The organism is Mumia sp. Pv4-285, from assembly GCF_041320275.1.
GTDB lineage: Bacteria > Actinomycetota > Actinomycetes > Propionibacteriales > Nocardioidaceae > Mumia > Mumia qirimensis.
The window spans coordinates 4559212-4582940 of the sequence record NZ_CP162023.1; the positions used below are offsets into that span (position 1 = coordinate 4559212).

The window sequence follows — 23729 nt, forward strand, 5'->3', positions numbered from 1 at the left end:
CGCTCGTGGAGTGAAGGTGCGACCACCCTAGGTTCTCGCACGGAGTGCGTCAGATGGTGGCGATCGAGCACGCCGCGGCGCACCGGCCACTAGTCTTCTCGTCATCAGCGAGACACCTGCGCGGCTCGTCGGCCGCGACGACGAGATCCGCACGCTCCGCGCCCTGGTGACGGCTGCCCGCAACCAGGCAGGCGGTGCCGTGGTGGTCCGTGGCGACCCCGGGATCGGCAAGACGACGCTGCTCGAGGCGGTGACGTCCCGGCTGCCCGGTGTTCGTGTGATCCGACTCGACGGCTACGAGACCGAGTCGGCCATCGCCTTCGCGGCGCTCCACCGGTTGATGGTGCCGCTGCGCGCGTACGAACACGCACTCCCGGCCGCCCAGCTCGCCGCTCTCAGGACGGCGACCGGCGCGGCCGAGGGGCCGCCACCCGACCGGTTCCTGGTCGGGCTCGGACTCCTCGGCCTGCTCGACGTCGCCGCCGGCGAGCAGCCGATCGTGTGCGCGGTCGACGACGCGCACTGGCTGGACCCGGAGTCGCTCGAGGTGCTGGCGTTCGTCGCGCGCCGCCTCCAGGCGGAGTCGTTGGCGATGATCTTCGCGGCTCGCGACAACGACGCGGCGGCGGCACGGACGGCCGGGCTGCCTGTGCTGCGTCTGGACGGCCTGGACCGGGACGCGGCGACGACCCTGCTCACGGCGTCGATGACACAGGCGCTCGATCCGATGGCGGCCGCGGGGGTCGTCGAGGCCACCGGCGGCAACCCGCTCGCGCTGGTCGACCTCAGCCGCGACCTCGACGCGTCGGAGCTCGCCGCGCTCAGTCTCGCCGACGACCCGCTGCCGATCGGCCGCACGCTCGAGTCCCACTACGTCCAGCAGGTCCGCCGCAGCGGTGCGGACGCGCAGCGGTGGATGCTGGTCGCGGCCGCAGGCTCGGCGGCCGACACCGAGGTGGTCCTCCGTGCCGCACGCGCGCTCGGCATCCCCGAGGGTGCCGCCGATGGACCCGAGGCCGCCGGCCTCATCGGGCTGGGTTCGACGGTGCGCTTCCGTCACCCGCTCGTGCGCTCCGCCGCGTACGCCTCCGCCTCCGGAGCCGAGCGCCGCCGCGTCCATGCAGCACTGTCGACCGCCGCCGGGGAGCTGGGGATGGTCGAGCTGCAGGCGGTCCACGCCGCGAAGGCCACGCTCGGCACCGACCCCTCCGTCGCCGACCGTCTGGAGCAGGCGGCCGACCGTGCCGGCGAACGCGGTGGCTCAGCGTCCCGTGCCAGCGTGCTGGCCCGTGCCGTCGAGCTCACGCCCCCGGGCCCGGACCGCGTACGCCGCCAGGTCGCGGCGGCCGAGGCGGCGCTCGCCGCGGGAGCCGCCCAGGTCGCGTACGGGCTGCTGGCCGAGATCGGCCGCGACTCCCTCGACCCGGTGCTGCACGGGCGGGTGATCTCTGTCGAGACCGCGCTGGCGCTGTTCGTCCCGGACGCCGACCAGATCGTGCACACGAGCGCGCAGATGCTTCGTGCGGCCGCCCTCTTCCACGGTCGCGACCTCGAGCGCGAGCAGCTGGCGCTCGTGCGTGCGTTCGAGTACGCGTTGCCACCCGAACGCATGCTCGCGGGTGTCAGCCTCGAGGAGCTCGGCCGCCGGCTCACCGCCGGGGCGGACCTCACGGACGGCACAGCGTCCACGGTCCTGCGCGGGCTCGGCGCGCACCTGCTCCTCCCCTATGCGGACGCGGTGCCGGTGATGCGTGCGGCGGTCGACGCGTTGTCGGAGGTCGACGACGACGAACTCCTCGCGCTCGGCACGATCAGTGTCGCGCTGACGACGGCGCTGTGGGATGCACGGGCCCGGCGTGCGCACCTCGTCCGGTGCGCCGCCACCGCGCGCGAACGCGGTGCGCTGCACGTTCTCGACACCGTGCTGTGGGTCCTCTCGCTGGTCGAGCTCAACGGGGGCAGCCCTCGCCGCGCGGGCGAGCACGTCGAGCACGTCCGCGAGGTGCGCCGCGCGATCGGCTACGACGCCGAGAACGTCGTCAACGTCGCGTACCTCGCCTGGCAGGGTGCACCGCGCGAGGTGGTCGACGCCGTCGCGGAGGGTGCTGGCGCGCTCGGGTTCGGCGGCGTGCAGGCGTCGGCCGCCAGCGGGCTCGCTGCGCGAGCGCTCGCCGAGGGCGCGTACGCCGACGCGTACGCGCTCCTGCGACCGCTGGTCGAAGATCCCTTTCTCCAGGTCACCCCGCTGCAGTACCCCGACTTCGTCGAGGCCGCCGTCCGGTCAGGGCGTACGGAGGAGGCGCTGCCGTACGTCGGGCGACTGACGGCGTCGGCAGAGGCCAACGGGTCCCCGTGGAACCGCGGCGTCGCCGAACGCTCCTGTGCGCTGGTGTCTGCCGACGAGGAGGCCGAGAGCCACTACCGTGCCGCGATCGAGACCCTCGACGGCGCGGGCGTGGAGATCGAGATCGCGCGGGCGCACCTGCTGTACGGCGAGTGGCTGCGGCGCGCCCGCCGCCGCGGGGACGCGCGCGAGCACCTCGCGGTCGCGGCGGAGGCGTTCGAGCGGATGGATGCGACAGCGTTCGCCGCTCGGGCGCGCGCTGAGCTGGACGCCGCGGGCGGCACCGCTCGTACGGGTGGGAGCGGGCGCGTCGACCTCACCGCGCAGGAGACGACGGTCGCCAGGCTCGCGGCCGCCGGGCGGACGAACGCGGAGATCGGCGCCACGCTCTTCATCAGCGTGAACACCGTCGACTACCACCTGCGGAAGGTCTTCCAGAAGCTCGCGATCACGTCGCGCCGCCAGCTCGTCGACCACGTCGCCTCCTTGCGGTGACGAGCGGCGGCTAAGGGCAGAGCAGCTCGAGGAGGCCGGCGGACTCGCGCCGCAGGGTCTCTGCCGCGTCGGCGTCGCCGGCGAGGTAGTCGATGAGGGCGCGGAGGAACAACCCGTCGTACAGCGAGTACGCGACCGGGGAGGACAGCCGTGATTGGCTCGCCGCCAGCTCGGCGTAGCGCGAGACGACGCGCCAGATCATCTGCTCCAGAAGCAGGTCGATCTCCTGGATCACGCCCACGAGCTCTGCGGTGTACATGCTCTGGTTGCGCAGGTCGTACCACATGCGATGCAGGGTCGTCTCGTCACGCAGGGTCGTCACCATCGCCTCGGCGAACCCCTCGCGGAGCGCCTCGGGTGTCCTTGCGAACTCGAGGATCTCGTCGTAGTGCTTGACGCAGTCCTGCTTGTACTGGCGGATGCAGTGCTGCATCAGGTCGAGCTTGTCGCTGAAGTAGTAGTGGACGACGCCGTGGGAGTAGGGAGAGTTCTCGGCGATGTCACGCAGGCTCGTGTGGGCGAAGCCACGGTCGGCGAGGGTCGTCAGTGCGGAGGACGCGAGCTCGGAACGCCGCTGCTCGAACTTGTCGACCGCGGCACGCTCCGCCCGCACCTGCTGGCGTGTCGACGGACCATCGGACTTGGTCATCCGCCCATCGTAGGCGCGCCAGCACTCCGAGGAACGCGAGATGCACATCGAATCTTGACGAATGTCAGCAAAAATCTTGTCAAGCGTCAAGATGTCTGTTCTCCTTGGACCACATCGTCGGCTCCGGCCGGTGATCTGAAGGGGCTCGGCGCCGGCGGGGGCGGCACCGAGCCCCTTTTACATTCCTGGCCCGGCGCGTCCTCGCGGCGCCATCCTCCCGCCACCGACTACGTGAAACACGTGGTCCGGGTGCGCACCTCTCTCGGCGATGCTCGCGGTACGACGCAACCAGGGAGGTGCCGATGCCCTTCGTCACCGTCGACGACGGTGCCCGCATCTACTACAAGGACTGGGGGATCGACGGCTCCCCCGTCGTCCTCGGGCACGGATGGCCGCTGAACTCGGACGCCTGGGAGGCCGCCGCACTCTTCCTCGCCGAGCACGGCCACCGCGCCGTGGCGCACGACCGCCGCGGGCACGGGCGCTCGTCCCAGACCTGGCACGGGAACGAGATGGACACCTACGCCGACGACCTCGCGACGGTCATCGAGACGCTGGACCTGTCCGACATCACGCTCGTCGGGCACTCCACCGGCGGCGGCGAGGCCGTCCGCTACCTCGCGCGGCACGGGAGCGCCCGCGTCGCACGTCTCGTCCTGGTGTCGGCGGTCCCGCCGTACATGCTGCGCGCCGACGACAACCCTGACGGGATTCCGGCCGAGGTCTTCGACGCACTCCGCTCCGGCGAGCTCGCCGACCGCTCACAGCTGTACCGCGACCTGGCCGACGGACCGTTCTTCAACCACGACCGCGCTCCGGTCGACCAAGGCTTCCGCGACGCGTTCTGGGCGCAGAGCCTGGGCTGCGGCCACCGTGCCGCGTACGAGTGCATCGCCGCGTTCTCCGCGACGGACTTCCGGCCCGACCTTGCAGCGATCGACGTCCCCACGCTCGTCATCCACGGCGACGCCGACCAGATCGTCCCGCTCGACGTCGGCGGCCGCCGTACGGCCGAGCTCGTCGACGGCGCCGTGCTGTCGGTGTACGAGGGCGGCGCCCACGGCCTGCCGGACACCTCGCGCGAGCGCCTCCACGACGACTTGCTCGCCTTCGTCGAAGGCCGACCGAGCAGGACGAACACACAGTTCCGACCACCAAGCACCACGAAAGACGGGAAGGGCACACCATGACCGACGCCACCGCACCAGACACGATCGTCCTCGTGCACGGTCTCTGGATGACACCGCGCAGCTGGGAAGGCTGGGTGGACTACTACGGCGCGAAAGGCTTCACCGTCCTGACGCCCGGCTACCCCGGGTTCGAGATCGAGGTCGAGGCGCTCCGCGAGAACCCCGACGTGATCGCGAACCTGACGGTTCCCGAGACCGTCGACCACCTCGCCGCCGTCATCGAGGCGCTCGACGCGCCGCCGATCATCATGGGCCACTCCTTCGGCGGCACGCTCACGCAGCTGCTGGCGGCACGCGGTCTCGGTGCAGCAGCGGTCGCCATCGACTCCGCGCCGACCGAGGGCGTGCGAGTCAACCCGCCGTCGCAGGCGAAGTCGCTGTTCCCGGTGCTGAAGAACCCCGCGAACCGTCACAAGGCCGTGGGCTTCACGGCCGAGGAGTTCCACTACTCGTTCACCAACACGCTCACCAGGGAGGAGTCGGACAAGGCCTGGGAGCGCTACCAGATCCCAGCGCCCGGCAACTGGGTGTGGCGGTACGGGCTGTTCGCGAACTTCATCCCCGGCCACCAGGAGACGTGGGTCGACTACGACAACGACGACCGCGCGCCGCTGCTCTTCATCGGCGGCAGCGAGGACCACATCATGCCGCCCTCGGTGAACAAGTCGAACGCCAAGCACTACAAGAAGTCGGCGTCGCTCACGGAGTACCACGAGTTCGAGGGCCGCGACCACTGGACGTGCGCCGCTCCGGGGTGGGAGGCCGTCGCCGACTACGCCCTCGAGTGGGCCCTTGAGCACGCCGACACGGCACCCCGTACGGCGCCGGTCGCCGACGCGTGAGACTGACCCACCTCGGCGGGCCGACCGTCCTGGTGGAGCTCGACGGGTGGCGGATCCTCACCGACCCCACCTTCGACCCACCGGGACGGCGGTACGGCTTCGGCTGGGGCACGTCGTCGCGCAAGACCGAGGGCCCTGCGCTGGGGCTGGCGGAGGTCGAGCCTGTCGATGTCGTGCTGCTCAGCCACGACCACCATGCCGACAACCTCGACGACGCTGGACGTGAGATGCTCACGCGGGCCGGCGTCGTGCTCACGACCCGCGCCGGCGCGCGACGCGTCGCCGGTGGTGGCGACGTGCGCGGTCTGCAGTCTGGCGAGGAGACCGTCGTCCGTGCCGCCGACGGTCGCACGCTCACGGTCCGGGCGACGCCCTGTCGTCACGGGCCGCCGCTCAGCCGACCGATCGTCGGGCCCGTCGTCGGGTTCGCCGTACGCGTCGGAGACCAGCGTCGTACCGCGTTGTGGATGACCGGAGACACCGTGCTGTACGGAGCTCTCCGTACAGCCGCCGAGGAGCTCGACGTCGACGTCGCCCTGGTCCACGCGGGGAAGGTGCGCTTCCCGACCACCGGGCCGCTGCGCTACTCGATGGACGGCTCCGACGCGGTCGACCTGATCTCGACCCTCCGGCCTCGGGTCGCCGTGCCCGTGCACTACGAAGGGTGGTCGCACTTCAGCGAGCCGCCCGCGCACCTCCATGAGGCGATCGACGCGGCGCCGGCCGACGTGCGTGAGCGCGTCGTGTGGCTGGACCGGGGCGTGCCGCAGGAGGTGTGAGGTAGTCGCTCCTCCCTATCCCGGAGGCAGGTGATCGGGTAGCCCGAGCTGCGGGAACTGGTCGGCGTGGAAGGTGACGATCTCCGCGATCGCTCCGCCGCTGATGCGCAGGACGTCGATCGTGAGCGGCAGGTAGGCGCCTTCCCGCTCGCGCCGGTGGTAGAAGGCGACGGCGGGCTGCCGGTTCACGGAGGTCGGGACGGCGCGCAGGTTCGTCATGCCCTCGAACCCGCTCTCGACCCAGTCGTTCACCACGGCGTCGCGGCCGACGTACAGGCCGGGCGTGGGCGGCATCGAGCAGCGGACGTCATCGCGCAGGATCGTGACGATGCCGCTGATGTCCGCGGCCACGCTGGCGTCGGTGTAGCGGCGCACCAGCTCGCGTGTCCGGGTGTCCTCGTCACTGCCGGTCCAGTCCTGGCGCTCGGCCGGCAAGTGCTCCCGCATGCCGGCGCGGGCCCGTTGCAGCGCGCTGTTCACGGAGTTGACGGAGTCCCCGAGGAGCTCCGCGACGTCTTTCGCCGGCCAGCCGAGCACGTCCCGAAGGATCAGTACGGCCCGCGGGCGCGGCGCGAGGTGCTGGACCGCGACCACGTACGCCAGCTCGATCGTCTCGCGTGCGACGGCGACGGTCTCCGGCTCGTCCACGTCGTCCGCGGCGAGCTCGTCGAGCAGCCGGTCCGGGTAGGGCTGCAGCCACAGCACCTCGCCGCCGGTCGCAGGCTCCGGGCGTCGCTTGGCGAGCAGGTCCAGGCAGGCGTTGGTGGCGATCCGGTACAGCCAGGCGCGGAACGTCGACCGCCCCTCGAACGTCTCCCGCCGCCGCCACGCACGGAGGAACGTCTCCTGCACGGTGTCCTCGGCGTCCTGGAACGACCCGAGCATCCGGTAGCAGTGCACGTGCAGCTCTCGCCGGTGCCGCTTCGCCAGCTCGGAGAACTCCGGCTCGTCGACCTTGCCCACACCGGTCCCACCCAACCCGCTCATGCCGAGCTCCTCCAGCCGCGTGTCCGCACCCATCACGTCTTCCTTCCGTCGCCTCGAGTCCCGTCGTACGTGTGACGGGTACGGGCGCGAAAGCTCATCACTGGGCGCGGTCGGTCACCGCAGCAACGACGGAGCCGGGTTGTAGGGAAGGTATCCGACGGACCAGGGATCGAGCGCCCGCAGCTGGTTGAGCGTCACGATGTTGCTGACCATGAGGTTGTTCGCGGTCTGGTTCTGCGTCGCCGTCCCCACGCTCGGCGCCGTCTGGACCCATGTGTCGGCGTAGCCGTCGCCGTTGGTGTCGACCTGCTGCCACTCCGGGAACCCGTCCTGGTTCGGGTCGTAGTAGGCCCGCTCGCCGAGTCCGTTGCGGTCGGCGTCGACGAGGAACAGCTCGAAGTAGCCGTCCTCCTGCTGGTCGAGCGCGGCTCCCGAGGTCGTGGGGAGGTAGACCGCGATCATCTCGTAGCGACCGTTGCGGTCCTCGTCGAAGAGGATGGCGTCGACCCGCCCGTCCGCCTCGCGGTCGTAGTAGTAGTCCAGCGTCCCGTTGCCGTCGGCATCGGCGAGCCACACGCGCGGAGCACGGACGACGGTGACGCGGATCTTCCGGCTGGCGCGCAGGCGGTGCGTCTTCTTCGCCTGGGCGAACACCCGCTTGGAACCCTTGGGCAGAGCCACCTTGCCGCGCTTCGCCCGGATCCGGACGACCTGAACCCGCTTCTTGCCCCGTGCCGAGCGGTAGAAGACGCGGACGCGACGCGCGTTGCTCCGGATCGAGACCACGACGCGTCCGGTAGCCACCTGGTGACGCGATGCCTTGATCCGAGCGCGCTTACGCTTCTTCCTCGCATCCTCGACAGCAGGTTGCGTCGGGGTCGCGCGCTCAGGCTGAGCCACACCGGCGGTCACCGTGGGCGCCTGCGACGCCGCTCCGGGCGACGCCGGGAGGAACGCGCCCGTCAGCACCATCGAGATCGTGACAGCGATCGAGCGAACGCTCATCGGAGTCCCCCTTCTCCTGGAGCCTCACGCTAGACCGGCGAGAGGGCGTCGGAGCGGGGTTGCACGTTTCGGTCAGCGGCGGTCCTGCCAGGTGCAGAGGCAGACCTTGTTGCCCTCGGGATCGGCGAGGACCCAGAAGCTCGGTGCCTCGGCGTCGCTCACGAAAGTGCCGCCGGCAGCGAGCGCGGCGTCGATCCGTGGCTGGACCTGCTCCGGCTCGACCCAGACGTCGAGGTGCCACCGCTGGCGCGGCTCCTCGCTCCCCGACTTCTGGAACCAGATCGTCGGCAGGCCGTCGTGCGGGTCGTTCAGCTCGTCGTCGACCTCAGCGACGTCCGACTCCTCCATCGCCAGCGCCGCCTTCCAGAACGGCAGGACGCCCTGGTGCGCCGGGGTGTCGAGAGCAAGCTCGAGGCGCGCGACGGAGGCCGACTCCATGGATGTCCCTTCGCCGGCCTCGGCGACGATCTCGCTGATCCTCCGCGCCAGGCGTACGTCCCGCTCGGTCACGCCGCGCGCGTCGTGGCTGGTCAGCCGGACGTCCACGTGGGAGTAGCGAAGGTCGACATCAGGGTGGTGGTCCATCTCTTCGGCCGCTGCGCCGATCGCGTTGACGATGGCGAGCCCGGTGGCGAAGTCGGGGGTGACGATGCGGGTCTGCAGCCCACCGATGAGATAGGCCCACCCGCCGAGCCGTTCGTCGGCGATCTGCTGTCCGGTCATGGGTTCGGTGCTCATGGACCCATGCTGCCGCCATGAGAGGCTGACGCGCATGCCCACGTTTCCCCCGACGTACGCCGAAGACGTCATCGCCGCCCCGGCGCACGCACAGCTCGAGGCGTTCCTCGACCAGCACCGTGCCGCGATCCACGACTCGCTCGACGGTCTGACGGAGGAGCAGGCACGCCGCCGGCTCGTGCCGTCGAAGACCACGCTCCTCGGGCTCGTGAAGCATGCGACGTTCGTCGAGAAGGTCTGGTTCGACGAGGCGATCACCTGCCGCACGCGCTCGGAGATCGGCATCCCCGCGTCGCCGGACGAGTCGTTCGACCTCGACGGCGACGACACGATCGACTCGGTCCGCACGGCGTACCGCCACGCCGTCGAGGCCTCCCGCCGGGCGGCGGCACCGCTCGGGCTCGACGACCTCGTACGAGGCAACCGCCGAGGTCCGCTCCCCTTCCGCTGGGTCTACTTCCACGTGCTGCGCGAGATCGCCCAGCACTGCGGCCACGCCGACATCCTGCGGGAGCAGGTCCTCGCAGAGGGGTAGACCCACCTCGTGACAATGCGTCCGATCGGTCGTATTCTTGCGGCATGACGATGACGAACGAGAAGTCCGCCCTCGAGACGCCTTCGTACGGGGTGGTGGTCCCGGTGCGGGTCTACCTCGACGACCTCGACGGGTTCGGGATGCTCAACCACGTGGAGTACGCCCGGCTCTTCGACCACGCGGTGATCGACTACTGGACCGATGCCGGCTGGGTCCTCGACCCGACGCGCTCCGTCCAGGTCATCCGCGAGCTGCACCTGACCTTCCACCAGCCGATCACCCAGATCGGCGACGTGGCCGTGCACCTGTGGGTGGAGCAGGCAGGCCGGACGAGCGTGAACTACCGGTTCCGGATCCTGTCGAGCGATCACGAGACCCTGCATGCGGAGGGCACGCGACGGCTGATCAACCTCGACCCCAGCACGCTGCGCCCGACACCGCTCACGGACGAGCAGTGGGGCTTCGCCGCGCCGCTGCTCGCGCCCGACGTCGTACGACCCACCGGCTGAGTCCGATCAGTCGAGCGCGCCGATCACGTCCAGCGCACACACGACCGCGAGGTCGAGCTCGTCGTCGGAGTCGAACAGCACCGAGCGGGTGATGCCGGCGGCGAGGAACGCGTCGATCTGGAACGCGAGCGTACGCCCGTCGCCGCCCGCCGCGACCACGTCCGTCGCGAGGAGGTCGAGCCACTCGTGCTTGAGGGCGCGAACCGCGTCGGCCACAGGGCCGGCCTGACCCCCGAACTCCGCCGACGAGGTGACCAGGAAGCAGCCGCCGGGGAAGACCCGCCGGCGCACGTACGCCGCCCAGCTCTCGACCAGCGCTCGCAGCCTCGGCGCACCTGGATCGGCGGCCCACACCGGTGCGACGACCTCGGCGATCACGACCCGGCGAGCCTCGGCGATCGCCGCGAGCTGGATCGCCTCACGGTTCTCGAAGACGGTGAGGATGCCGCTCTTGCTGACGCCCGTCGCAGTCGCGAGGCCACCGACGGAGAGCGAGTCGAGGCCGTGCGTCGTCGCAGTGTCGGCCGCCTGGCGCGCCACCTTGCGCCGCGTCGCGTCACCACGGGCGCGGCGCCCATCGGTGGTGGTGCTCATGGCTCGAGTCTAGGAGGCGTGCTCGGACTCACCTCGCGCGTCGGCGGAGGACGAGCAGGGCATTGACCGCCACCACGACGACGGCGGTGATCGCGGCCGTGACGACCAGTGCACCTGAGGTCTCCCGCACCGCGACGATGAGGCCGACGAGCGCCCACACGAGCGTCGCGGCGTACGCCCACGAACCGCCGATCAGCACGCTCAGGGCCACTGCGACCACCGCGGTGACCACGAGGACGCCCAGCTGCCAGCCGACGTCGTCCCCGTCGAGCCAGCCTGCGGCGACGATCGCCGTGCACACGTTGAGGATCCCCGCGGCAGTCACCCACCCGGCGTAGACGCCGGTCGTGACACGAGCCAGCGTCGTGAGCCAGGACGGTCCGGTCGAGTCCGGCGCCGGACGGTTCGCGACCCGGGCGGCATCCGCGGCGAGCACGACCATCGCCACGAGGACGACCGCCGTACCCCAGGACGACTCCCACGCGGCGACGACGATCCAGAGTGCGGCACCGACGTAAAGGAGGAGCAGATCACGCAGGAGGCGATCGGGCAGGACCGTGCCGGTGGCGCCCCGCACGAGGACGACGATCCCGTACGCGATCGTCAACAGGTAGACGAGGCTCCAGATCGAGAACGTGTAGCCCGCGGGCGTGATCAGCAGGTCGTCGCCCTGGCTGCTCGCCGGCGCTCCGAGGCTCCAGATCGCCTGCACGGCCGGCACCGCCACCTGGACGACCGCGGCGGCGAGCACCGCCCACGAGAGAGCGGGCGACGGCCGGGTGGGGGCGCTCAGTGTCGTCGAGGTTGTCATCCCTCGTCACGCTACCCGCGGCTGAGCGCCGCCACAGACTGCGAGCCCCTTGCCCGGATCGCACCGTTCGTGGTGACATGTCCGCCATGCCGAACCGCGTCATCACCCCGCGCGATGCGCTGGTCGTCGCGCGCGCATGGTTCCTCGACGGGCGGACCGTCGACATGAAGGTCCTGGCGGACGAGCTCGCGGTCGGCCGAGCGACGCTCTACCGTGTGGTCGGCAGCCGCGAGAGACTCCTGGGCGACGTGATGGAGTCGCTCGCCCGGCCCACGATGGCCGCCGCGTTGGTGCGTGCACGCGAGCGCGGGCTCACCCCCGGGGTCGAGCAGCTGGTGGGCGCTGCCCGGATCATGAACCGCGCCGTGATGGAGTTCGCGCCGCTCCGCACGTTCCTGGCGGCGGAGCCCGAGACGGCCTTCCGGGTGCTGTTCATGCCCGCGGCGCAGGTGCACGTCCGGATCGTGCAGGCCTGGCAGCAGGTGTTGTCGACGGCGGTCGCGCGCGGCGACCTCGATCCTGACGCCGACACGGAGCGCCTCGCCTATCTCTTCGTCAGGATCGGCGAGTCCATGATCTACGCCGACCTGCTGGCCGGCCGCGAGCCCGACCTGGATCTCGCGGCCGACCTGCAGCGGTCGTTGCTGGCCCAGGCTGCCGCCTGACTCAGCCGAGCAGCGCCCAGAACCCGCAGTTGCTCGCTGCGGCGACGTCCTCCCTGGCGATGCCGCCCGCGCTCTCGAGGTTCAGAGCGAGGACGTCACCCGGACCTTCGTACGCCGGCCACCGTGGGAGGCCACGCCCGTGCGGACGACCGGTCGCGGCGAAGCTCGTCCAGTAGGCGACCATGGCATCCGAGAGCCGATCCTGCTCGCGGGTGAGCCCGTCGCCGAACAGCCCGGGGAACAGGAAGGGCAGCTCAGTCGCGTGAGAGGCACCGTCCTGCCCGGCGAGCAGCGGGATCAGCGGGTCGGCCGTACGGTCCTGGAACTGGTACGCGTAGACACGTGCGCCGCGGCGGTCGGTCGCGAGGTCGTACGCGTCCACGTGGGTGCACGTCGAGAGCGGCGAGCCGTAGTCGCTGAACACCGTGGACAGGGCGATGATCGGCGACGGGTACGCCGTGACCGGGTAGCGCTGCAGGACCCCCGGCGCGGCGGGACCGAACGTGGCGCCGATCGCGCCGGTGTACTGGGCGGCGGTGAGCGCCGTGCCGTACTGGAGGGGGATGAACAGCCGGTTCTCGTCGAGGGTGTTGCCGTGGACGAGGTCGACGCGGTTGGCGGTCCCGTCGGCGAGGGCCTCGCGCGGCTGTCGCGGGAGCACGCGGTCACCGACGGCGGGGGCGCCGCCTGGCCACGCGCGCAGCAAGGTCTCGACGTCGACCTCACGCAGGCAGGCGGCGACGTCGGCAGCCTGCGCACAACCCACCGCTTCGGCGACTCGCTCACCCGTCGCCTCGGCGGTCTCGACGCTGGCGAAGTCGCTCGCGCACGAGTAGCTCTGCGCGATCGCACGACGGAACAGACCGCGCGCACCCGGCGAGGCGACGTTGGCGCACACCGACGCACTCCCGGCCGACTCTCCGAACACCGTCACGTTGCGCGGGTTGCCACCGAAGGCACGTGCGTTGCGCTGCACCCACCGCAGCGCCGCCTGCTGGTCCAGCAGTGCTGCGTTGCTCGACCCGAGGTCGGGGTGGGTCAGGAACCCGAGCGGCCCCAGACGGTAGTTGATCGTCACGACGACGACGTCACCCTGCGTCGCGAGCTTGGACGCGTCATAGCTGCCGCCCGTACCCGTCAGGAAAGATCCACCATGGATCCACACCATCACCGGCAGCCCGGCTCGTCGCGCCGAACGGCCGGCCGGCGTCGTGACGTTGAGGTAGAGGCAGTCCTCGTCGACGGTGGTCGCGTTGCCCGTGCCGTTGGTCAGCTGCGCGCACTGCTGGCGCGGCGCGGTCGCGTCGAGGACGCCGCGCCACGGCGTCACGGCCTGCGGCGCACGGAAGCGTCGGTCGCCGGTCGGGGGCGCGGCGAACGGGATGCCCTCGAACGTCCGGAGAGCACGCTCGGCGGTGCCACGTACAGCGCCGTCCGACGTGCGCACGACGGTGTCGTCGCGGTGTCGGCCCGGCGTCCCTTCAGCAGGGGACGCGAGCGACGCGACTGCGACGGACATCGCGAGCGAGCAAGCGACGAGTGCGGGGCGGAGAAGAGTGCGGCGTCGGCGGAAGGCAGGCACAGAGGGGCTCCTGGGGTTCGGAGGTGCAGCCCTCACCTCGGCCGCGGTGCGACGCTAGACCGGCAGGTCGGGGGCGCGCCAGGGACCGGCGTGAACGTGAGACCGCGTCCCAGGCGTGCGAGAGCGTGCCCGGCCGAGCGGGCGAGGATGCGGGACACTGCGGAGGTGCTGCACCTGCGCCTCGTCATCCCAGCGAGCCTGACCGACGACGTCGAACGCCTGCTGCTCGCCGACGACGCGGTCAGCAGCGTGGTCGTCCTGCGGGGAGTCGCCCTGAAGCCGACGGGTGATCTCGTCCACGCCGACGTCGCTCGCGAAGCAGCGAACGGGGTCGTCGACGGACTCCTCGCCCTCGACGTCCACCGGTTGGGCACCCTCCACATCGACCCGGTCCAGACGTGGCTCTCGCAGGCTGCGTTCGACGCCGAGAGGAAGAGCCCGGGCAGCAGCGCCGACTCGATCGTGTGGGCCGGTGTCGCGCAGCAGGCCTACGAGGACACGGAGCCCAACTGGACCTTCATGTCCTTCATGGTCCTCGCGACCGTGCTCGCCGCGATCGCGATCACGACCGACTCGCTGGTCCTCGTGATCGGCGCGATGATCCTCGGCCCTGAGTTCGGTGCGGTGATCGCCCTCGGTGTCGCCCTCGTCCGCAAGCGCTACCACCTGCTGCGGCGCGCGATCCGGGCCCTCGCGCTGGGCTTCGGCGTCGCCATCGCGGCCACCACCGCCCTGGCACTGGTGGCCCGTGCACTCGGGTGGATCACCCCGGCGATGCTGTCGGCACCGCGCCCGTACACCGGGTTCGTCTCCTCACCCGACCAGTGGTCGTTCATCGTCGCCGTGATCGCTGCGGCCGCCGGGGTTCTCTCGGTGACCTCGTCGCGACTCGGTGGCCTGTCGGGCGTCTTCATCTCGGTGACGACGATCCCCGCCGCCGGCGACATCGCGCTCGGGCTCGCGTTCGGCCGGTGGCACGACGTCGGAGGAAGCACCTTGCAGCTGCTCGCGAACATCACCGGCATGGCGCTCGCCGGCTGGCTGACCCTCACGCTCCAGCAGACGCTGTGGGGACGGCTGTCCCGCCAGCGCGCTCGCCTGCTCGACCGGCGCGCCGGCTAGCGGCGGATCTTCTTCGTCGACCGCGACGTCCGCGCGGTGGTCGCGTACCCGGGCTTGCTGCCGGTCACCTTCACGCGGATCTTCTTCCCGCGGTCCTTCTTGGTCAGCTTGTACTTGATGCCTGTGGCGCCGCGGATCGCCTTGCCGTTGCGGTACCACCGCTGAGTGAGGCGCGTCCCTCCGGTCCAGTAGCCCCGGTTGACGGTGAGCTTCCTGCCGACCTTCGTCTTGCCCCTGATCTTCGGCGTGCTCGCCACGAGGCGGCCGGCCAGGACCCCGACGGAGTTGCTCGTGCTCGCGGAGCCCACGTATCCGGACCTGCTCGCCGTGACCCGGACCGAGATCCGCCGGCCGACGTCGGCGGCGGTCAACGCGTACGCGCTACGGGTCGCGCCGTAGATCGGCGCACCGTTGCGGTACCACCGGTACGAGCGGGTGACGCTTGTCGGGCTCCAGCGGTCGGCGGTGACCGACAATGTTGCCGGATACCTCGCCGACGTGGCGATCCGGGGAGCTGCGACGACCTTGATCCTGGGGACGTCGCACGTGTAGATCTCGATGTCGTCGAGATACCAGCCCCACATGGCCAGGTAGGCGTCGCCGCGGACCGTGAAGGAGGGGCGCACGGACTTCCCGGCGAACGACGAGAGGTCGAGCCGGCTGGCGACCCACCCGAAGCTGTCGCCGCCGAACGCCGTCATGCCGGCGTAGGCGTTCGGGAAGCCGTCCTCACCCTTCACCAGGACGTTCTTGGGACCGTTCAGCCACGGCAGGGCTGCCGTACCGACCGCAGCGGACCCGGTCGGGGTCACCTCGACGGTGCCGCCGTCGTAGAACAGCGGGGGAAGCGGATCGTTCTGGTACCACTCGAAGACCCGCCACTGCTGGAAGCGCAGGTACGTCTTCTGGCCCGCGGGGACGGTCACCGCGCTCTTCGCCGTCAACGACGAACGGTCGGGCTCGCCATGCTCCGGGGCGGGGTCCGAACCGAACCACGACTGCGTCCCCGACGTCGCGTTGCTCGGGACCGCGTCGTGGGGGGCGCGGCCCCAGTGCGCCCCTGCGGTGAACTTGTCCTCGGCGACACCCTGCTCGCTGGCGAGGAGTGCTCGCTTGGTCGTCCCCACCGGGCAGCTGGCGGGGGCGTCGGCGTACGGGGCGACGCCAGCCGGGGTCTCGCTGAGCTCGGTCGCGAAGACCGCCTTCTCGACCTGCTCGCAGTGGGCACTCGTCATCCCTTCGGTCCCCGCGAGGGCGAGATCGTTGCAGGTCTGCAGCAGCACTCGGCCGAGGTCGGCGTAGTCGCTGCCGGACGTCAGCGCCTGGAGCGTCGCGACGTACAGCGTCGCCGAACGCCTCAGCGTCGGGTCGCCGGAGTCGAGGCCGGCGATCGTCTGCCCGTTGAAGGCACCGCCCTGCGAGATCAGGTAGTACGTCTTGTTGCCGACGCCGCTGTTCGTGTGGACGCCGCCCCGGTCGCCGTACGGCAGCGCCAGGTCGTTCCTCCACAGGTCGCTCGTCATCTTGTCGGGATCGCCGTACTCCGTGGGGTCGGCCATGCTGCGGGCTGGTTCGAGGTCCTCACCGAGCGTCCACGTCGTCTCGCCGCCCTCCGAGTCGTCGCGGTGGTCGACGATCTCGCCCATCACGTCGGCCATCGACTCGTTGATGGCTCCGGACTGGCCCCAGTAGAAGAGGTTCGCGGTCTTCTCGATCACCCCGTGCGTGAGCTCGTGGGCGACGATGTCGTCGGCCTGCGCGAACCCGTCGCCGAGGACGATGCGCTCGCCGTTCCAGGAGGCGTTCTCGAACGGGCAGGGTGCGTTCTCGGCGGTGCTGCAGAAGCGCACCGTCGATGCGAGCGTCTTGGCCCCGTCGAGGGTCACCCCGATGAGGTTGGTGAGGTCGATCCCGGCGATGTCGTCGTAGAAGTCCGACGTGGCACCGAGCGCGTCGTACGCGGCGTCGACGTCCGGCCGGTCCAGCGGCGGATCGAGCTCCGTACGCGTGGGCGCGTGGCAGTCCTCGGGCTCGTCGCGAGGGACGTTCTCGTTGTCGCAGACGACCCGATTGAGGCTGGCCACCTGGTCGATGTTGGCGAGGATCCGGCCGCTCCTCGCGTCGACGAGGATCAGCCGGCGCAACGCTCCGCCGTCGCTCGCCTCGAACCACCAGGCCGTGCTGATGCCCGGCGCCGCGGTGAGGCCGGACACCGCCGGGTCGACGAGCCACCGGCCCAGGCCGTCGAGGTCGAAGTCGCCGGTCGCGACCTTCGCCATCGCCGTACGTGCGGCGGCCGCGGCCTCCCTCTCGGTCACGGTCGAGGCGGGAGCCTCGCTGGCCGTGGACGCCGTCGACAGCACCGACCCGAGCTGCCGGTCCGGCCGGAGCGACACCACGACCTCGCCGCCGAGCACGGGGACGCCGTCGACCTTCTGCTGGTACCGGACGACGTCCTGGCCGGCCGCGCTGTGCTTCTGGTCCTTACGGACGAGCGTGGTGCCGTCCTCGGCGACGCCGAAGGCCGCGCCGTACCGGTTGAGATGGCGGCGCGCGGCTGTGCTCGCGCTGTCGCGGGAGTCGACGTTCGGGTTGTCGACGCGACCGTCCTCCGCGCCGACGAAGGCGAGCACGCCGCTGTCGGACGACGCCGTGGTCAGCGTCGACGTCGCCTCGGACCTCAGCAGCGCCTCGGCAGCGGCCTCGGGAGCGACCGGATCAGCGGCTGCTGCCCAGGCAGACGCGGTGAGTCCCGAGGCGGTCAGCGCGACGGCCAGCGCGAGCGTGGCGGCGCGGGCCGGGAGTCGTGACACCATCGGTCTCCTCGAACGACAGGCAACCCGAACGGCCCGTCATGGTCAAGCAATGGTTCGACGGTACCCGGCACTCGTCCGCCTGACGAGAGTTTGGCGAAAACCCCGCATGCGGGTGTGAGAGAGCAGGAATCGAGAAGCACGCGCCACGAGAGCCCTTCTAACGTGGACGGCATGTGCCCCAAGCTCCCTTTTCACCCGCCCACCGAGTGCTCCTCAGGCTTCCGGGATGTCGCGGCCGAAGGACTCGAGGGTGATGGCCTCCGGTTCGGGACCACCCCGTACGCCCGTGTCGAGGCCGTCGATGGCAGCGAGCTCGTCGTCGGTCAGGGCGAAGTCGAAGACGTCGATGTTCTCGCGGATGCGTGACGGCGTGACGGACTTCGGGATCACCTGACGGCCCTGCTGAACGTGCCAGCGCAGCATGACCTGGGCGGGCGACTTGTCGTGAGCCTGGGCGATCTCGTTGATCATCGGGTCCTCCAGGGTCGACCCGTGGCTCCCGTCGCGATAGAAGGTGATGCCACCGATCGGCGACCAGGCCTGGGAGACGATCTCGTGCTCCGCGTCGACGTCGAGCAGCGCTGACTGACGGAAGTACGGATGGACCTCGATCTGGTTCACGGCCGGCACCACGGACGCGACGTCGAGGAGACGGGCCAGCTGGTCGGGCATGAAGTTGCTGACGCCGATCGCGCGTACCGAGCCGTCGGCCAGCAGCGTCTCCAGCGCGCGGTAGGCGTCGAGGGTCAGGTCGAACCGGCTCGGGAGCGCCTGGTGGAGGATCAGGAGGTCGATCTGATCCACTCCGAGCTTGCCCGCGCTCTTGTCGAAGGCGTGGAGCGTGGCGTCGTACCCGTAGTCGCTGATCCAGACCTTCGTCTCGACGAAGACGTCGCTGCGCTCGAGGTCTGAGGCGGCGATGGCCTCGCCGACCTCTCGCTCGTTCATGTACGCCGCTGCAGTGTCGATGTGCCGGTAGCCGGCGTCGAGGGCTTCGCGGACGGCGGTGCGGGTCTCGTCGGGCGGGGTCTGGAAGACGCCGTAGCCCAGGACGGGCATCTCGACGCCGTTGTTGAGGGTGAGGGTCTCCATGTGGGTCACCGTTCTGTCGTGGGTGGTCGGGCTGATGTGAGGTCGACGCGCACGAGCCACTCGTCGCCCGCGCAGGACTCTGCGTAGTCGCGCTCGGCGGTCCCGAGGCCGCTCATGGCGTGCGTGGTGAGGGGATGGACCGTGATGCCGTCGAAGTCGAGTGCCTCCGTGAAGGTCCGCATGATCATCGGCGGTCGCACGTTCCAGATCGGGCTGGCGAGGAGGACCACGTCGTACGCCGCCAGGTCGGGGAGCGGATCGGCGACGGCAGGGCGCGCATCGGCCTCCTGCTCCTCGACGTTGCGCGCGACGGTGGCGTCGTAGTCGTGCGGGTACAGGTCGGACTCTCGGATGCGGTGGACGTCGCATCCGATCCGGTCGCGGATCAGGCCGGCGAGCACCTGGGTGTTGCCCACATCGAGGTCGATGCGGTCGCCGTAGTAGTAGTTCTCGCCTGGTCGGGAGAAGTAGGCGAGCAGCACACGCTGGTTCCTGGGCGACGATGCCGGTTCGGTGCACCCCGCGGCCGAGGCGAGGACGGCGCCGGCCCCGGCGGCGAGCGCTCCTCGTACGACCACCCGGCGCGTCACCACGGGGAGACGACGACCTTGAGGGCTTCGCGGGCGTCCATCGCGGCGTACGCCTTCGGGGTGTCCTCGAGCGACAGACCGAGGTCGAACACCTTGCCGGGCTGGACGCTGCCGTCGAGGACGGCCGGGAGGAGCTGCTCGATGTAGGCGCGTACGGGTGCCGGACCACCGGTGAGCGTGATGTTGGGGCCGAAGAGGCTGCCGAAGCCGACCGGAGCGTCCTCGTACTGCGGGACGCCGACCCGGCTGATGACGCCGCCCGGACGGACGATGCCGACCGCCTGCTCGTACGCAGGCATGTGACCGACGGCCTCCAGCACGATCGGACTGCCACCGGCGGTGAGGTCGCGAACCGCTGCGATGCCTTCTGCGCCGCGCTCGGCGACCACGTCGGTGGCGCCGAGCTCGAGGCCGAGGTCGGTGCGGGCCTCGTGGCGGCCCATCAGGACGATCCGCTCGGCGCCCAGCTGCTTGGCCGAGAGGACGGCCAGCAGACCAACGGCGCCGTCGCCGATCACGGTGACGGTGCTCCCGGTTTTCACCCCGCCCTTGACGGCGGCGTGCCAGCCCGTGCCGTACACGTCGGACAACGAGAGCAGCGAGGCCAGCAGCGGGTCGTCCGTGGAGTCGGTGATGCCGGGGACCTTGACGAGGGTGCCGTCGGCCAGCGGGACTCGTACGGCCTCCGCCTGGCCTCCGGCGGTGCCCAGGACCGCGTCGCTCCAGAAGCCGCCGTTGACGCAGGAGGTCTGGAGGCCGGCGCGGCAGAACTCGCAGACGCCGCAGGACACGGCGAACGGGGCGATGACGAAGTCGCCCGGGACGAGGGTCGCGACCTCGGCGCCGGTCGCCTCGACCACGCCGATGAACTCGTGGCCCATCGGGGAGCCGCCCTCCGTCGGGGGCATCTGGTGGTACGGGTGGAGGTCGCTGCCGCAGACGCACGCGCGGGTGACACGGACGAGGGCGTCCGTGGGCTGCTGGATCGTCGGGTCGGGGGCGTCGACGACGCGGACGTCACCGGCGCCGAACATGTAGGTGGCTCGCATGTCCTCCATTGGACGCCGCATCCGAGCGGTGTGGGAGTGCCGGACGTTCCGGGTACCACCAGTGCCTCCCTCGCCGGCTTCCGGCGACCTACGGTGGGGGCATGGCATCGATGGACCTTCGTGGCGAGATCCGCGAGTTCCTCAGCACCCGCCGCGCCCGGATCACGCCGGAGCAGGCGGGACTTCCTGCGTACGGCGGCAACCGTCGCGTCAAGGGGCTGCGCCGTGAAGAGGTTGCGATGCTGGCCGGGGTCTCGGTCGACTACTACGTGCGGATGGAGCGCGGCAGCCTGGCCGGTGCCTCCGAGTCGGTGCTCGACGCGCTCGCCAGTGCCCTGCAGCTCGACGATGCCGAACGCGACCACCTGTACGACCTCGCCCGCGAGTCCGGCACGAGCACACGTCGCCGCCGCACACCGTCGGCGACCGTGCGGCCGGCCGTCCAGCAGGTCCTCGACGCGATCTCCGACGCGCCGGCGTGGGTGCGAAACGGCCGCCACGACATCCTCGCGATGAACCCGCTGGCGCGTGCGCTGTACGCCCCGGTGTTCGAGGACCCACGCCGGCCCGCGAACACCACACGGTTCGTGTACCTGCACCCCGAGGCCGCGCGGGAGCTGTTCGTCGACTACGACAACATCGCCCGTGACGCCGCCGCGATGCTCCGCCTCGAAGCCGGACGCAACCCGCACGACAAGGCACTCATCGAGCTCGTCGGAGAGCTCTCGACGCGCAGCGAGCTGTTCCGTCAGCGCTGGGCGTCGCAGGACGTGCGCTATCACCGCAGCGGCCGCAAACGCCTGCGGCACCCGATCGTCGGGCAGCTCGACCTCGACTTCGAGTCCATGGAGCTGCCGTCCGAACCCGGCCTCCACCTCAACGTCTACACCGCGGCGAGCGGCAGCCCCTCCTCCGATGCCCTCAAGCTCCTCGCCTCCTGGGTCGCCACCCAGGAGCACGCCGCGGTCGAGCAGCACGACACCTCGGACTGACCGGTCGGAGAGGTCGATGTCACAGCCACCGGAGACCTCGGACGACCCGTTCCACGGTCGGCGGCCGACCAGCCACGAGCGCATGTCGGGGCGCCCGTGGGACGCCTCGTACGAGGACGGACCTGCGCCCTGGGACATGGGAGGCCCGCAACCCGCGGTCGTACGCCTCGCCTCGAGGGGTGCGTTCGAGGGTCCCGTGCTCGACGCCGGGTGCGGGACGGGCGAGAACGCCCTGCACCTCGCATCCCTCGGCCTCGAGGTCGTGGGCGTCGACGTGGCCGGGACGGCGCTCGAGATCGCCCGGGCCAAGGCCGCCGACCGCGGCATCGACGTCGAGCTGCTCACCGCAGACGCGTTCGCGCTGCAGGACCTGGGCCGCAGGTTCGGGACGGTCCTGGACTGCGGGCTGTTCCACACGTGCGACGAGGAGGAGCGACCACGCTATGCGGCGAGCGTCGCGTCGGTCACCGAGCAGGGTGGCACCCTCTTCGTGCTGTGCTTCAGCGACGCGGGCCCCGGTTCGGGCCCGCACCCGGTCAGCCAGGACTCCCTCCGAGCGACGTTCGGTCGTCGGTCCGACTGGGAGGTCGCCACGATCGCTCGCGAACGCATCCACACGCGCTTCGACGACGCCGGTGCCTCGGCCTGGCTGGCGACGATCACCCGGGTCTAGCCCGATCAGTCCAGGCAGAACTCGTTGCCCTCGGGGTCGGTCATCACGATGAAGCCCGACTCCATCGGAGGCTCGGCCTCGAACCGGCGTACGCGATGCGCACCCAGCGCCACGAGTCGCTCGCACTCGGCCTCCAGCGCCGCCATCCGCTCGTCCCCGTCGAGACCGGGAGCCGCTCGGACGTCGAGGTGGACCCGGTTCTTGACGACCTTGTCCTCGGGCACCTGCTGGAAGAACAGCCGCGGGCCCTGGCCATCGGGGTCTTCGATGGCGGACTTGGTGTTGCGCTCCTCCTCCGGAACCCCGAGCTGCGCGAGGAGGTCGTCCCACGCCGCGAGCGGATCGGCGCCCTCCGGGAGGTCGACGCCTGGCGGACCGGGGTGGACGTACCCCAGGACGTCTCGCCAGAACGTCGACAGCGCCCGCGGGTCGTGTGCGTCGAAGGTGACCTGGACTTGGAGGCTCATCCCATCACTGTTGCACCGCCGCCGGACAGTTTCAGGATGCTCAGCTCACCGCACGCCTCACGAGCTCCTCGATCTGCTTGGCCGTCTCGTCGGTCAGCTCGGTCAACGCGTACGCCGTGGGCCACATCGTCCCGTCGTCGAGGTTCGCCGCTCCCTCGAAGCCGAACGTCGCGTACCGTGCGTCGAACTTGGACGCAGGCTGGAAGAAGCAGATGTTCTTGCCGTCCTTGTTCTGGTACGCCGGCATCCCGTACCAGGTCTTCGCGTCGAGCTCGGGCGCGACGGAGGTGACGATCGCGTGGATGCGCTCGGCCATCGCGCGGTCCGGCTCGGGCATCTCGGCGATCTTGTCGAGCAGGGCCTTGAGATTGTCGGCCTTCTTCTTGCCGCCGCGCCCCTCGGCCTTGAGCTCCTCGGCGCGCTCCTTCATCGCGGCGCGCTCCTCGGCGGTGAACCCCGGTGCGGTCGTGGTCTTCTTTGCGGACTTCCCCGTTGCGGCCATGGTGGTCACTCCTCGGTGTGATCGTCGTGGACTCGTACGACCTTCTCGGCCGTGACAGCCACGATGCCGGACCTGCCCGGTGGGTCGCTTCTCGATTCGTGATCGATCACGGGTGCTCGGCGTCGTACGACGCGCGGCTCCGCTCGCTGGGAGATGCCCGGGACCTTTGCCTGGAGCTCGGTGAAGCGCAGCCGTACGAGGACACGACCGTCTCCTGTTTTTGTACGGTCGGCCGAACGCGCCCATCATGGGCACTGCTTACTCACAGTAACCATGGAGGAGGACCAGCGATGGAGATCGCGTACCGGATCGTCGCGGGGCTGCTGGGCGTCTTCTACCTCTACGCCGGCGGCAAGAAGGTCGTGCAGACCAAGGAGCAGCTCGCACCGATGATGGGGTGGGTCGACACGGTGCCGATGGGGCTGGTCCGGATCATCGGTGTCCTCGAGCTGCTCGGCGTCGTCGGACTGATCCTGCCGCCGCTGACCGGCATCGCGCCGTGGCTGGCCGTCGTCGCCGCGCTCGGCTTCGTCGTGCTCCAGGTGCTGGCGACGGCGCTGCACCTCTCGCGGGGTGAGGCGAAGGTGATCGGGCTCAACGTGGTGCTCGTCGTGCTCGCCGGCGTCACCGCCTGGCTCGCGACCGTGTGGTGAGTGCCGCGACCGGGCCGTCGGACACGTGCGGTGTCCGACGGCCCGGGC

Annotated in this window: 24 protein-coding genes; 11 read left to right on the forward strand and 13 right to left on the reverse strand. The window is 70.7% G+C overall.

The features are described from left to right. Nucleotides 1–103 precede the first annotated feature (103 nt). On the forward strand, nt 104–2839 hold the full coding sequence (locus AB3M34_RS21730) for a helix-turn-helix transcriptional regulator (protein WP_370620095.1): 2736 nt from the start codon (nt 104–106) through the stop codon (nt 2837–2839). A gap of 10 nt (nt 2840–2849) precedes the next feature. Here AB3M34_RS21730 and AB3M34_RS21735 read toward each other — a convergent pair whose 3' ends face one another. Beyond that, nucleotides 2850–3488, reverse strand: coding sequence for a TetR/AcrR family transcriptional regulator (locus AB3M34_RS21735; protein WP_370616947.1), 639 nt, complete (start codon nt 3486–3488; stop codon nt 2850–2852). Between the two features lie 302 nt (nt 3489–3790). On the opposite strand from AB3M34_RS21735, the gene AB3M34_RS21740 reads away from it, so the two are divergent. Genes AB3M34_RS21740 through AB3M34_RS21750 form a run of 3 tightly spaced genes read left to right on the forward strand, consistent with a single transcriptional unit; the run spans nt 3791 to nt 6299 of the window. Further along, nucleotides 3791–4678, forward strand: a complete 888-nt coding sequence (locus tag AB3M34_RS21740) for an alpha/beta fold hydrolase (RefSeq protein ID WP_370616948.1) — start codon at nt 3791–3793, stop codon at nt 4676–4678. Continuing rightward, nucleotides 4675–5520, forward strand: coding sequence for an alpha/beta hydrolase (locus AB3M34_RS21745; protein ID WP_370616949.1), 846 nt, complete (start codon nt 4675–4677; stop codon nt 5518–5520). Before AB3M34_RS21740 ends, AB3M34_RS21745 begins: the two co-directional genes overlap by 4 nt. After that, nucleotides 5517–6299, forward strand: coding sequence for an MBL fold metallo-hydrolase (locus AB3M34_RS21750; protein WP_370616950.1), 783 nt, complete (start codon nt 5517–5519; stop codon nt 6297–6299). The genes AB3M34_RS21745 and AB3M34_RS21750 overlap by 4 nt, the downstream gene beginning before the upstream one ends. Nucleotides 6300–6314: 15 nt before the next feature. On the opposite strand, the gene AB3M34_RS21755 is transcribed toward AB3M34_RS21750, so the two are convergent. The 3 genes from AB3M34_RS21755 to AB3M34_RS21765 form a co-directional block, all read right to left on the reverse strand. After that, complete coding sequence (locus AB3M34_RS21755; RefSeq protein WP_370616951.1) at nt 6315–7319, reverse strand: RNA polymerase subunit sigma-70; 1005 nt, start codon at nt 7317–7319, stop codon at nt 6315–6317. A gap of 81 nt (nt 7320–7400) precedes the next feature. After that, nucleotides 7401–8291: a hypothetical protein gene (locus AB3M34_RS21760; protein ID WP_370616952.1), complete on the reverse strand. Its 891-nt coding sequence runs from the start codon at nt 8289–8291 to the stop codon at nt 7401–7403. A gap of 72 nt (nt 8292–8363) precedes the next feature. Next, nucleotides 8364–9029, reverse strand: a complete 666-nt coding sequence (locus AB3M34_RS21765) for a 4a-hydroxytetrahydrobiopterin dehydratase (RefSeq protein WP_370616953.1) — start codon at nt 9027–9029, stop codon at nt 8364–8366. 34 nt (nt 9030–9063) lie between these two features. On the opposite strand from AB3M34_RS21765, the gene AB3M34_RS21770 reads away from it, so the two are divergent. Further along, a complete protein-coding gene (locus tag AB3M34_RS21770; protein WP_370616954.1) occupies nt 9064–9564 on the forward strand; it encodes a DinB family protein in 501 nt (166 codons plus the stop codon). 44 nt (nt 9565–9608) lie between these two features. Continuing rightward, nucleotides 9609–10073 (forward strand): acyl-CoA thioesterase, encoded by a 465-nt coding sequence (locus AB3M34_RS21775; RefSeq protein WP_370616955.1) that lies wholly within the window; start codon nt 9609–9611, stop codon nt 10071–10073. Between the two features lie 6 nt (nt 10074–10079). Here AB3M34_RS21775 and AB3M34_RS21780 read toward each other — a convergent pair whose 3' ends face one another. After that, a complete protein-coding gene (locus AB3M34_RS21780; RefSeq protein ID WP_370616956.1) occupies nt 10080–10667 on the reverse strand; it encodes a TetR/AcrR family transcriptional regulator in 588 nt (195 codons plus the stop codon). Nucleotides 10668–10695: 28 nt separating this feature from the next. Next, complete coding sequence (locus AB3M34_RS21785) at nt 10696–11478, reverse strand: hypothetical protein (RefSeq protein WP_370616957.1); 783 nt, start codon at nt 11476–11478, stop codon at nt 10696–10698. A 77-nt stretch (nt 11479–11555) separates the two neighbouring features. Here AB3M34_RS21785 and AB3M34_RS21790 point away from each other — a divergent pair, with 77 nt between their 5' ends. Continuing rightward, entirely contained in the window at nt 11556–12143 is a 588-nt protein-coding gene (locus tag AB3M34_RS21790; RefSeq protein WP_370616958.1) for a QsdR family transcriptional regulator, read from the forward strand. Nucleotide 12144: 1 nt separating this feature from the next. Here AB3M34_RS21790 and AB3M34_RS21795 read toward each other — a convergent pair whose 3' ends face one another. Further along, nucleotides 12145–13725 (reverse strand): carboxylesterase/lipase family protein, encoded by a 1581-nt coding sequence (locus tag AB3M34_RS21795; RefSeq protein WP_370616959.1) that lies wholly within the window; start codon nt 13723–13725, stop codon nt 12145–12147. Nucleotides 13726–13872: 147 nt separating this feature from the next. Here AB3M34_RS21795 and AB3M34_RS21800 point away from each other — a divergent pair, with 147 nt between their 5' ends. Further along, nucleotides 13873–14847, forward strand: a complete 975-nt coding sequence (locus AB3M34_RS21800; RefSeq protein ID WP_370616960.1) for a DUF389 domain-containing protein — start codon at nt 13873–13875, stop codon at nt 14845–14847. On the opposite strand, the gene AB3M34_RS21805 is transcribed toward AB3M34_RS21800, so the two are convergent. The 4 genes from AB3M34_RS21805 to AB3M34_RS21820 all read right to left on the reverse strand — a co-directional run bounded on the left by AB3M34_RS21805 (nt 14844) and on the right by AB3M34_RS21820 (nt 20394). Continuing rightward, on the reverse strand, nt 14844–17663 hold the full coding sequence (locus AB3M34_RS21805) for a M4 family metallopeptidase (RefSeq protein ID WP_370616961.1): 2820 nt from the start codon (nt 17661–17663) through the stop codon (nt 14844–14846). The genes AB3M34_RS21800 and AB3M34_RS21805 overlap by 4 nt on opposite strands. A 213-nt stretch (nt 17664–17876) precedes the next feature. After that, a complete protein-coding gene (locus tag AB3M34_RS21810) occupies nt 17877–18755 on the reverse strand; it encodes an aldo/keto reductase (RefSeq protein ID WP_370616962.1) in 879 nt (292 codons plus the stop codon). Nucleotides 18756–18760: 5 nt separating this feature from the next. Beyond that, on the reverse strand, nt 18761–19345 hold the full coding sequence (locus AB3M34_RS21815) for a flavodoxin (RefSeq protein ID WP_370616963.1): 585 nt from the start codon (nt 19343–19345) through the stop codon (nt 18761–18763). Then, entirely contained in the window at nt 19342–20394 is a 1053-nt protein-coding gene (locus tag AB3M34_RS21820; RefSeq protein ID WP_370616964.1) for an alcohol dehydrogenase catalytic domain-containing protein, read from the reverse strand. The genes AB3M34_RS21815 and AB3M34_RS21820 overlap by 4 nt, the downstream gene beginning before the upstream one ends. A 101-nt stretch (nt 20395–20495) precedes the next feature. On the opposite strand from AB3M34_RS21820, the gene AB3M34_RS21825 reads away from it, so the two are divergent. After that, on the forward strand, nt 20496–21386 hold the full coding sequence (locus AB3M34_RS21825; protein WP_370616965.1) for a helix-turn-helix transcriptional regulator: 891 nt from the start codon (nt 20496–20498) through the stop codon (nt 21384–21386). Nucleotides 21387–21402: 16 nt separating this feature from the next. Beyond that, nucleotides 21403–22059: a class I SAM-dependent methyltransferase gene (locus AB3M34_RS21830; RefSeq protein ID WP_370616966.1), complete on the forward strand. Its 657-nt coding sequence runs from the start codon at nt 21403–21405 to the stop codon at nt 22057–22059. Between the two features lie 5 nt (nt 22060–22064). On the opposite strand, the gene AB3M34_RS21835 is transcribed toward AB3M34_RS21830, so the two are convergent. Further along, nucleotides 22065–22526 carry a VOC family protein gene (locus tag AB3M34_RS21835; RefSeq protein WP_370616967.1) on the reverse strand — a complete coding sequence of 154 codons (462 nt, stop codon included), beginning with the start codon at nt 22524–22526 and terminating at the stop codon, nt 22065–22067. Between the two features lie 40 nt (nt 22527–22566). Beyond that, nucleotides 22567–23028: an iron chaperone gene (locus tag AB3M34_RS21840; protein WP_370616968.1), complete on the reverse strand. Its 462-nt coding sequence runs from the start codon at nt 23026–23028 to the stop codon at nt 22567–22569. A 290-nt stretch (nt 23029–23318) separates the two neighbouring features. On the opposite strand from AB3M34_RS21840, the gene AB3M34_RS21845 reads away from it, so the two are divergent. Continuing rightward, nucleotides 23319–23681: a DoxX family protein gene (locus tag AB3M34_RS21845; RefSeq protein WP_370616969.1), complete on the forward strand. Its 363-nt coding sequence runs from the start codon at nt 23319–23321 to the stop codon at nt 23679–23681. Nucleotides 23682–23729 lie beyond the last annotated feature (48 nt).

What these genes read in the sequence shown, in the direction of transcription:
- AB3M34_RS21735 (WP_370616947.1), bottom strand. Translation starts at nt 3,488, where the DNA reads ATGACCAAGTCCGATGGTCCGTCGACACGCCAGCAGGTGCGGGCGGAG.
- AB3M34_RS21740 (WP_370616948.1), top strand. Translation starts at nt 3,791, where the DNA reads ATGCCCTTCGTCACCGTCGACGACGGTGCCCGCATCTACTACAAGGAC.
- AB3M34_RS21745 (WP_370616949.1), top strand. Translation starts at nt 4,675, where the DNA reads ATGACCGACGCCACCGCACCAGACACGATCGTCCTCGTGCACGGTCTC.
- AB3M34_RS21755 (WP_370616951.1), bottom strand. Translation starts at nt 7,319, where the DNA reads ATGGGTGCGGACACGCGGCTGGAGGAGCTCGGCATGAGCGGGTTGGGT.
- AB3M34_RS21760 (WP_370616952.1), bottom strand. Translation starts at nt 8,291, where the DNA reads ATGAGCGTTCGCTCGATCGCTGTCACGATCTCGATGGTGCTGACGGGC.
- AB3M34_RS21765 (WP_370616953.1), bottom strand. Translation starts at nt 9,029, where the DNA reads ATGAGCACCGAACCCATGACCGGACAGCAGATCGCCGACGAACGGCTC.
- AB3M34_RS21770 (WP_370616954.1), top strand. Translation starts at nt 9,064, where the DNA reads ATGCCCACGTTTCCCCCGACGTACGCCGAAGACGTCATCGCCGCCCCG.
- AB3M34_RS21775 (WP_370616955.1), top strand. Translation starts at nt 9,609, where the DNA reads ATGACGATGACGAACGAGAAGTCCGCCCTCGAGACGCCTTCGTACGGG.
- AB3M34_RS21780 (WP_370616956.1), bottom strand. Translation starts at nt 10,667, where the DNA reads ATGAGCACCACCACCGATGGGCGCCGCGCCCGTGGTGACGCGACGCGG.
- AB3M34_RS21785 (WP_370616957.1), bottom strand. Translation starts at nt 11,478, where the DNA reads ATGACAACCTCGACGACACTGAGCGCCCCCACCCGGCCGTCGCCCGCT.
- AB3M34_RS21790 (WP_370616958.1), top strand. Translation starts at nt 11,556, where the DNA reads ATGTCCGCCATGCCGAACCGCGTCATCACCCCGCGCGATGCGCTGGTC.
- AB3M34_RS21800 (WP_370616960.1), top strand. Translation starts at nt 13,873, where the DNA reads ATGCGGGACACTGCGGAGGTGCTGCACCTGCGCCTCGTCATCCCAGCG.
- AB3M34_RS21805 (WP_370616961.1), bottom strand. Translation starts at nt 17,663, where the DNA reads ATGGTGTCACGACTCCCGGCCCGCGCCGCCACGCTCGCGCTGGCCGTC.
- AB3M34_RS21810 (WP_370616962.1), bottom strand. Translation starts at nt 18,755, where the DNA reads ATGGAGACCCTCACCCTCAACAACGGCGTCGAGATGCCCGTCCTGGGC.
- AB3M34_RS21820 (WP_370616964.1), bottom strand. Translation starts at nt 20,394, where the DNA reads ATGCGAGCCACCTACATGTTCGGCGCCGGTGACGTCCGCGTCGTCGAC.
- AB3M34_RS21825 (WP_370616965.1), top strand. Translation starts at nt 20,496, where the DNA reads ATGGCATCGATGGACCTTCGTGGCGAGATCCGCGAGTTCCTCAGCACC.
- AB3M34_RS21830 (WP_370616966.1), top strand. Translation starts at nt 21,403, where the DNA reads ATGTCACAGCCACCGGAGACCTCGGACGACCCGTTCCACGGTCGGCGG.
- AB3M34_RS21835 (WP_370616967.1), bottom strand. Translation starts at nt 22,526, where the DNA reads ATGAGCCTCCAAGTCCAGGTCACCTTCGACGCACACGACCCGCGGGCG.
- AB3M34_RS21840 (WP_370616968.1), bottom strand. Translation starts at nt 23,028, where the DNA reads ATGGCCGCAACGGGGAAGTCCGCAAAGAAGACCACGACCGCACCGGGG.
- AB3M34_RS21845 (WP_370616969.1), top strand. Translation starts at nt 23,319, where the DNA reads ATGGAGATCGCGTACCGGATCGTCGCGGGGCTGCTGGGCGTCTTCTAC.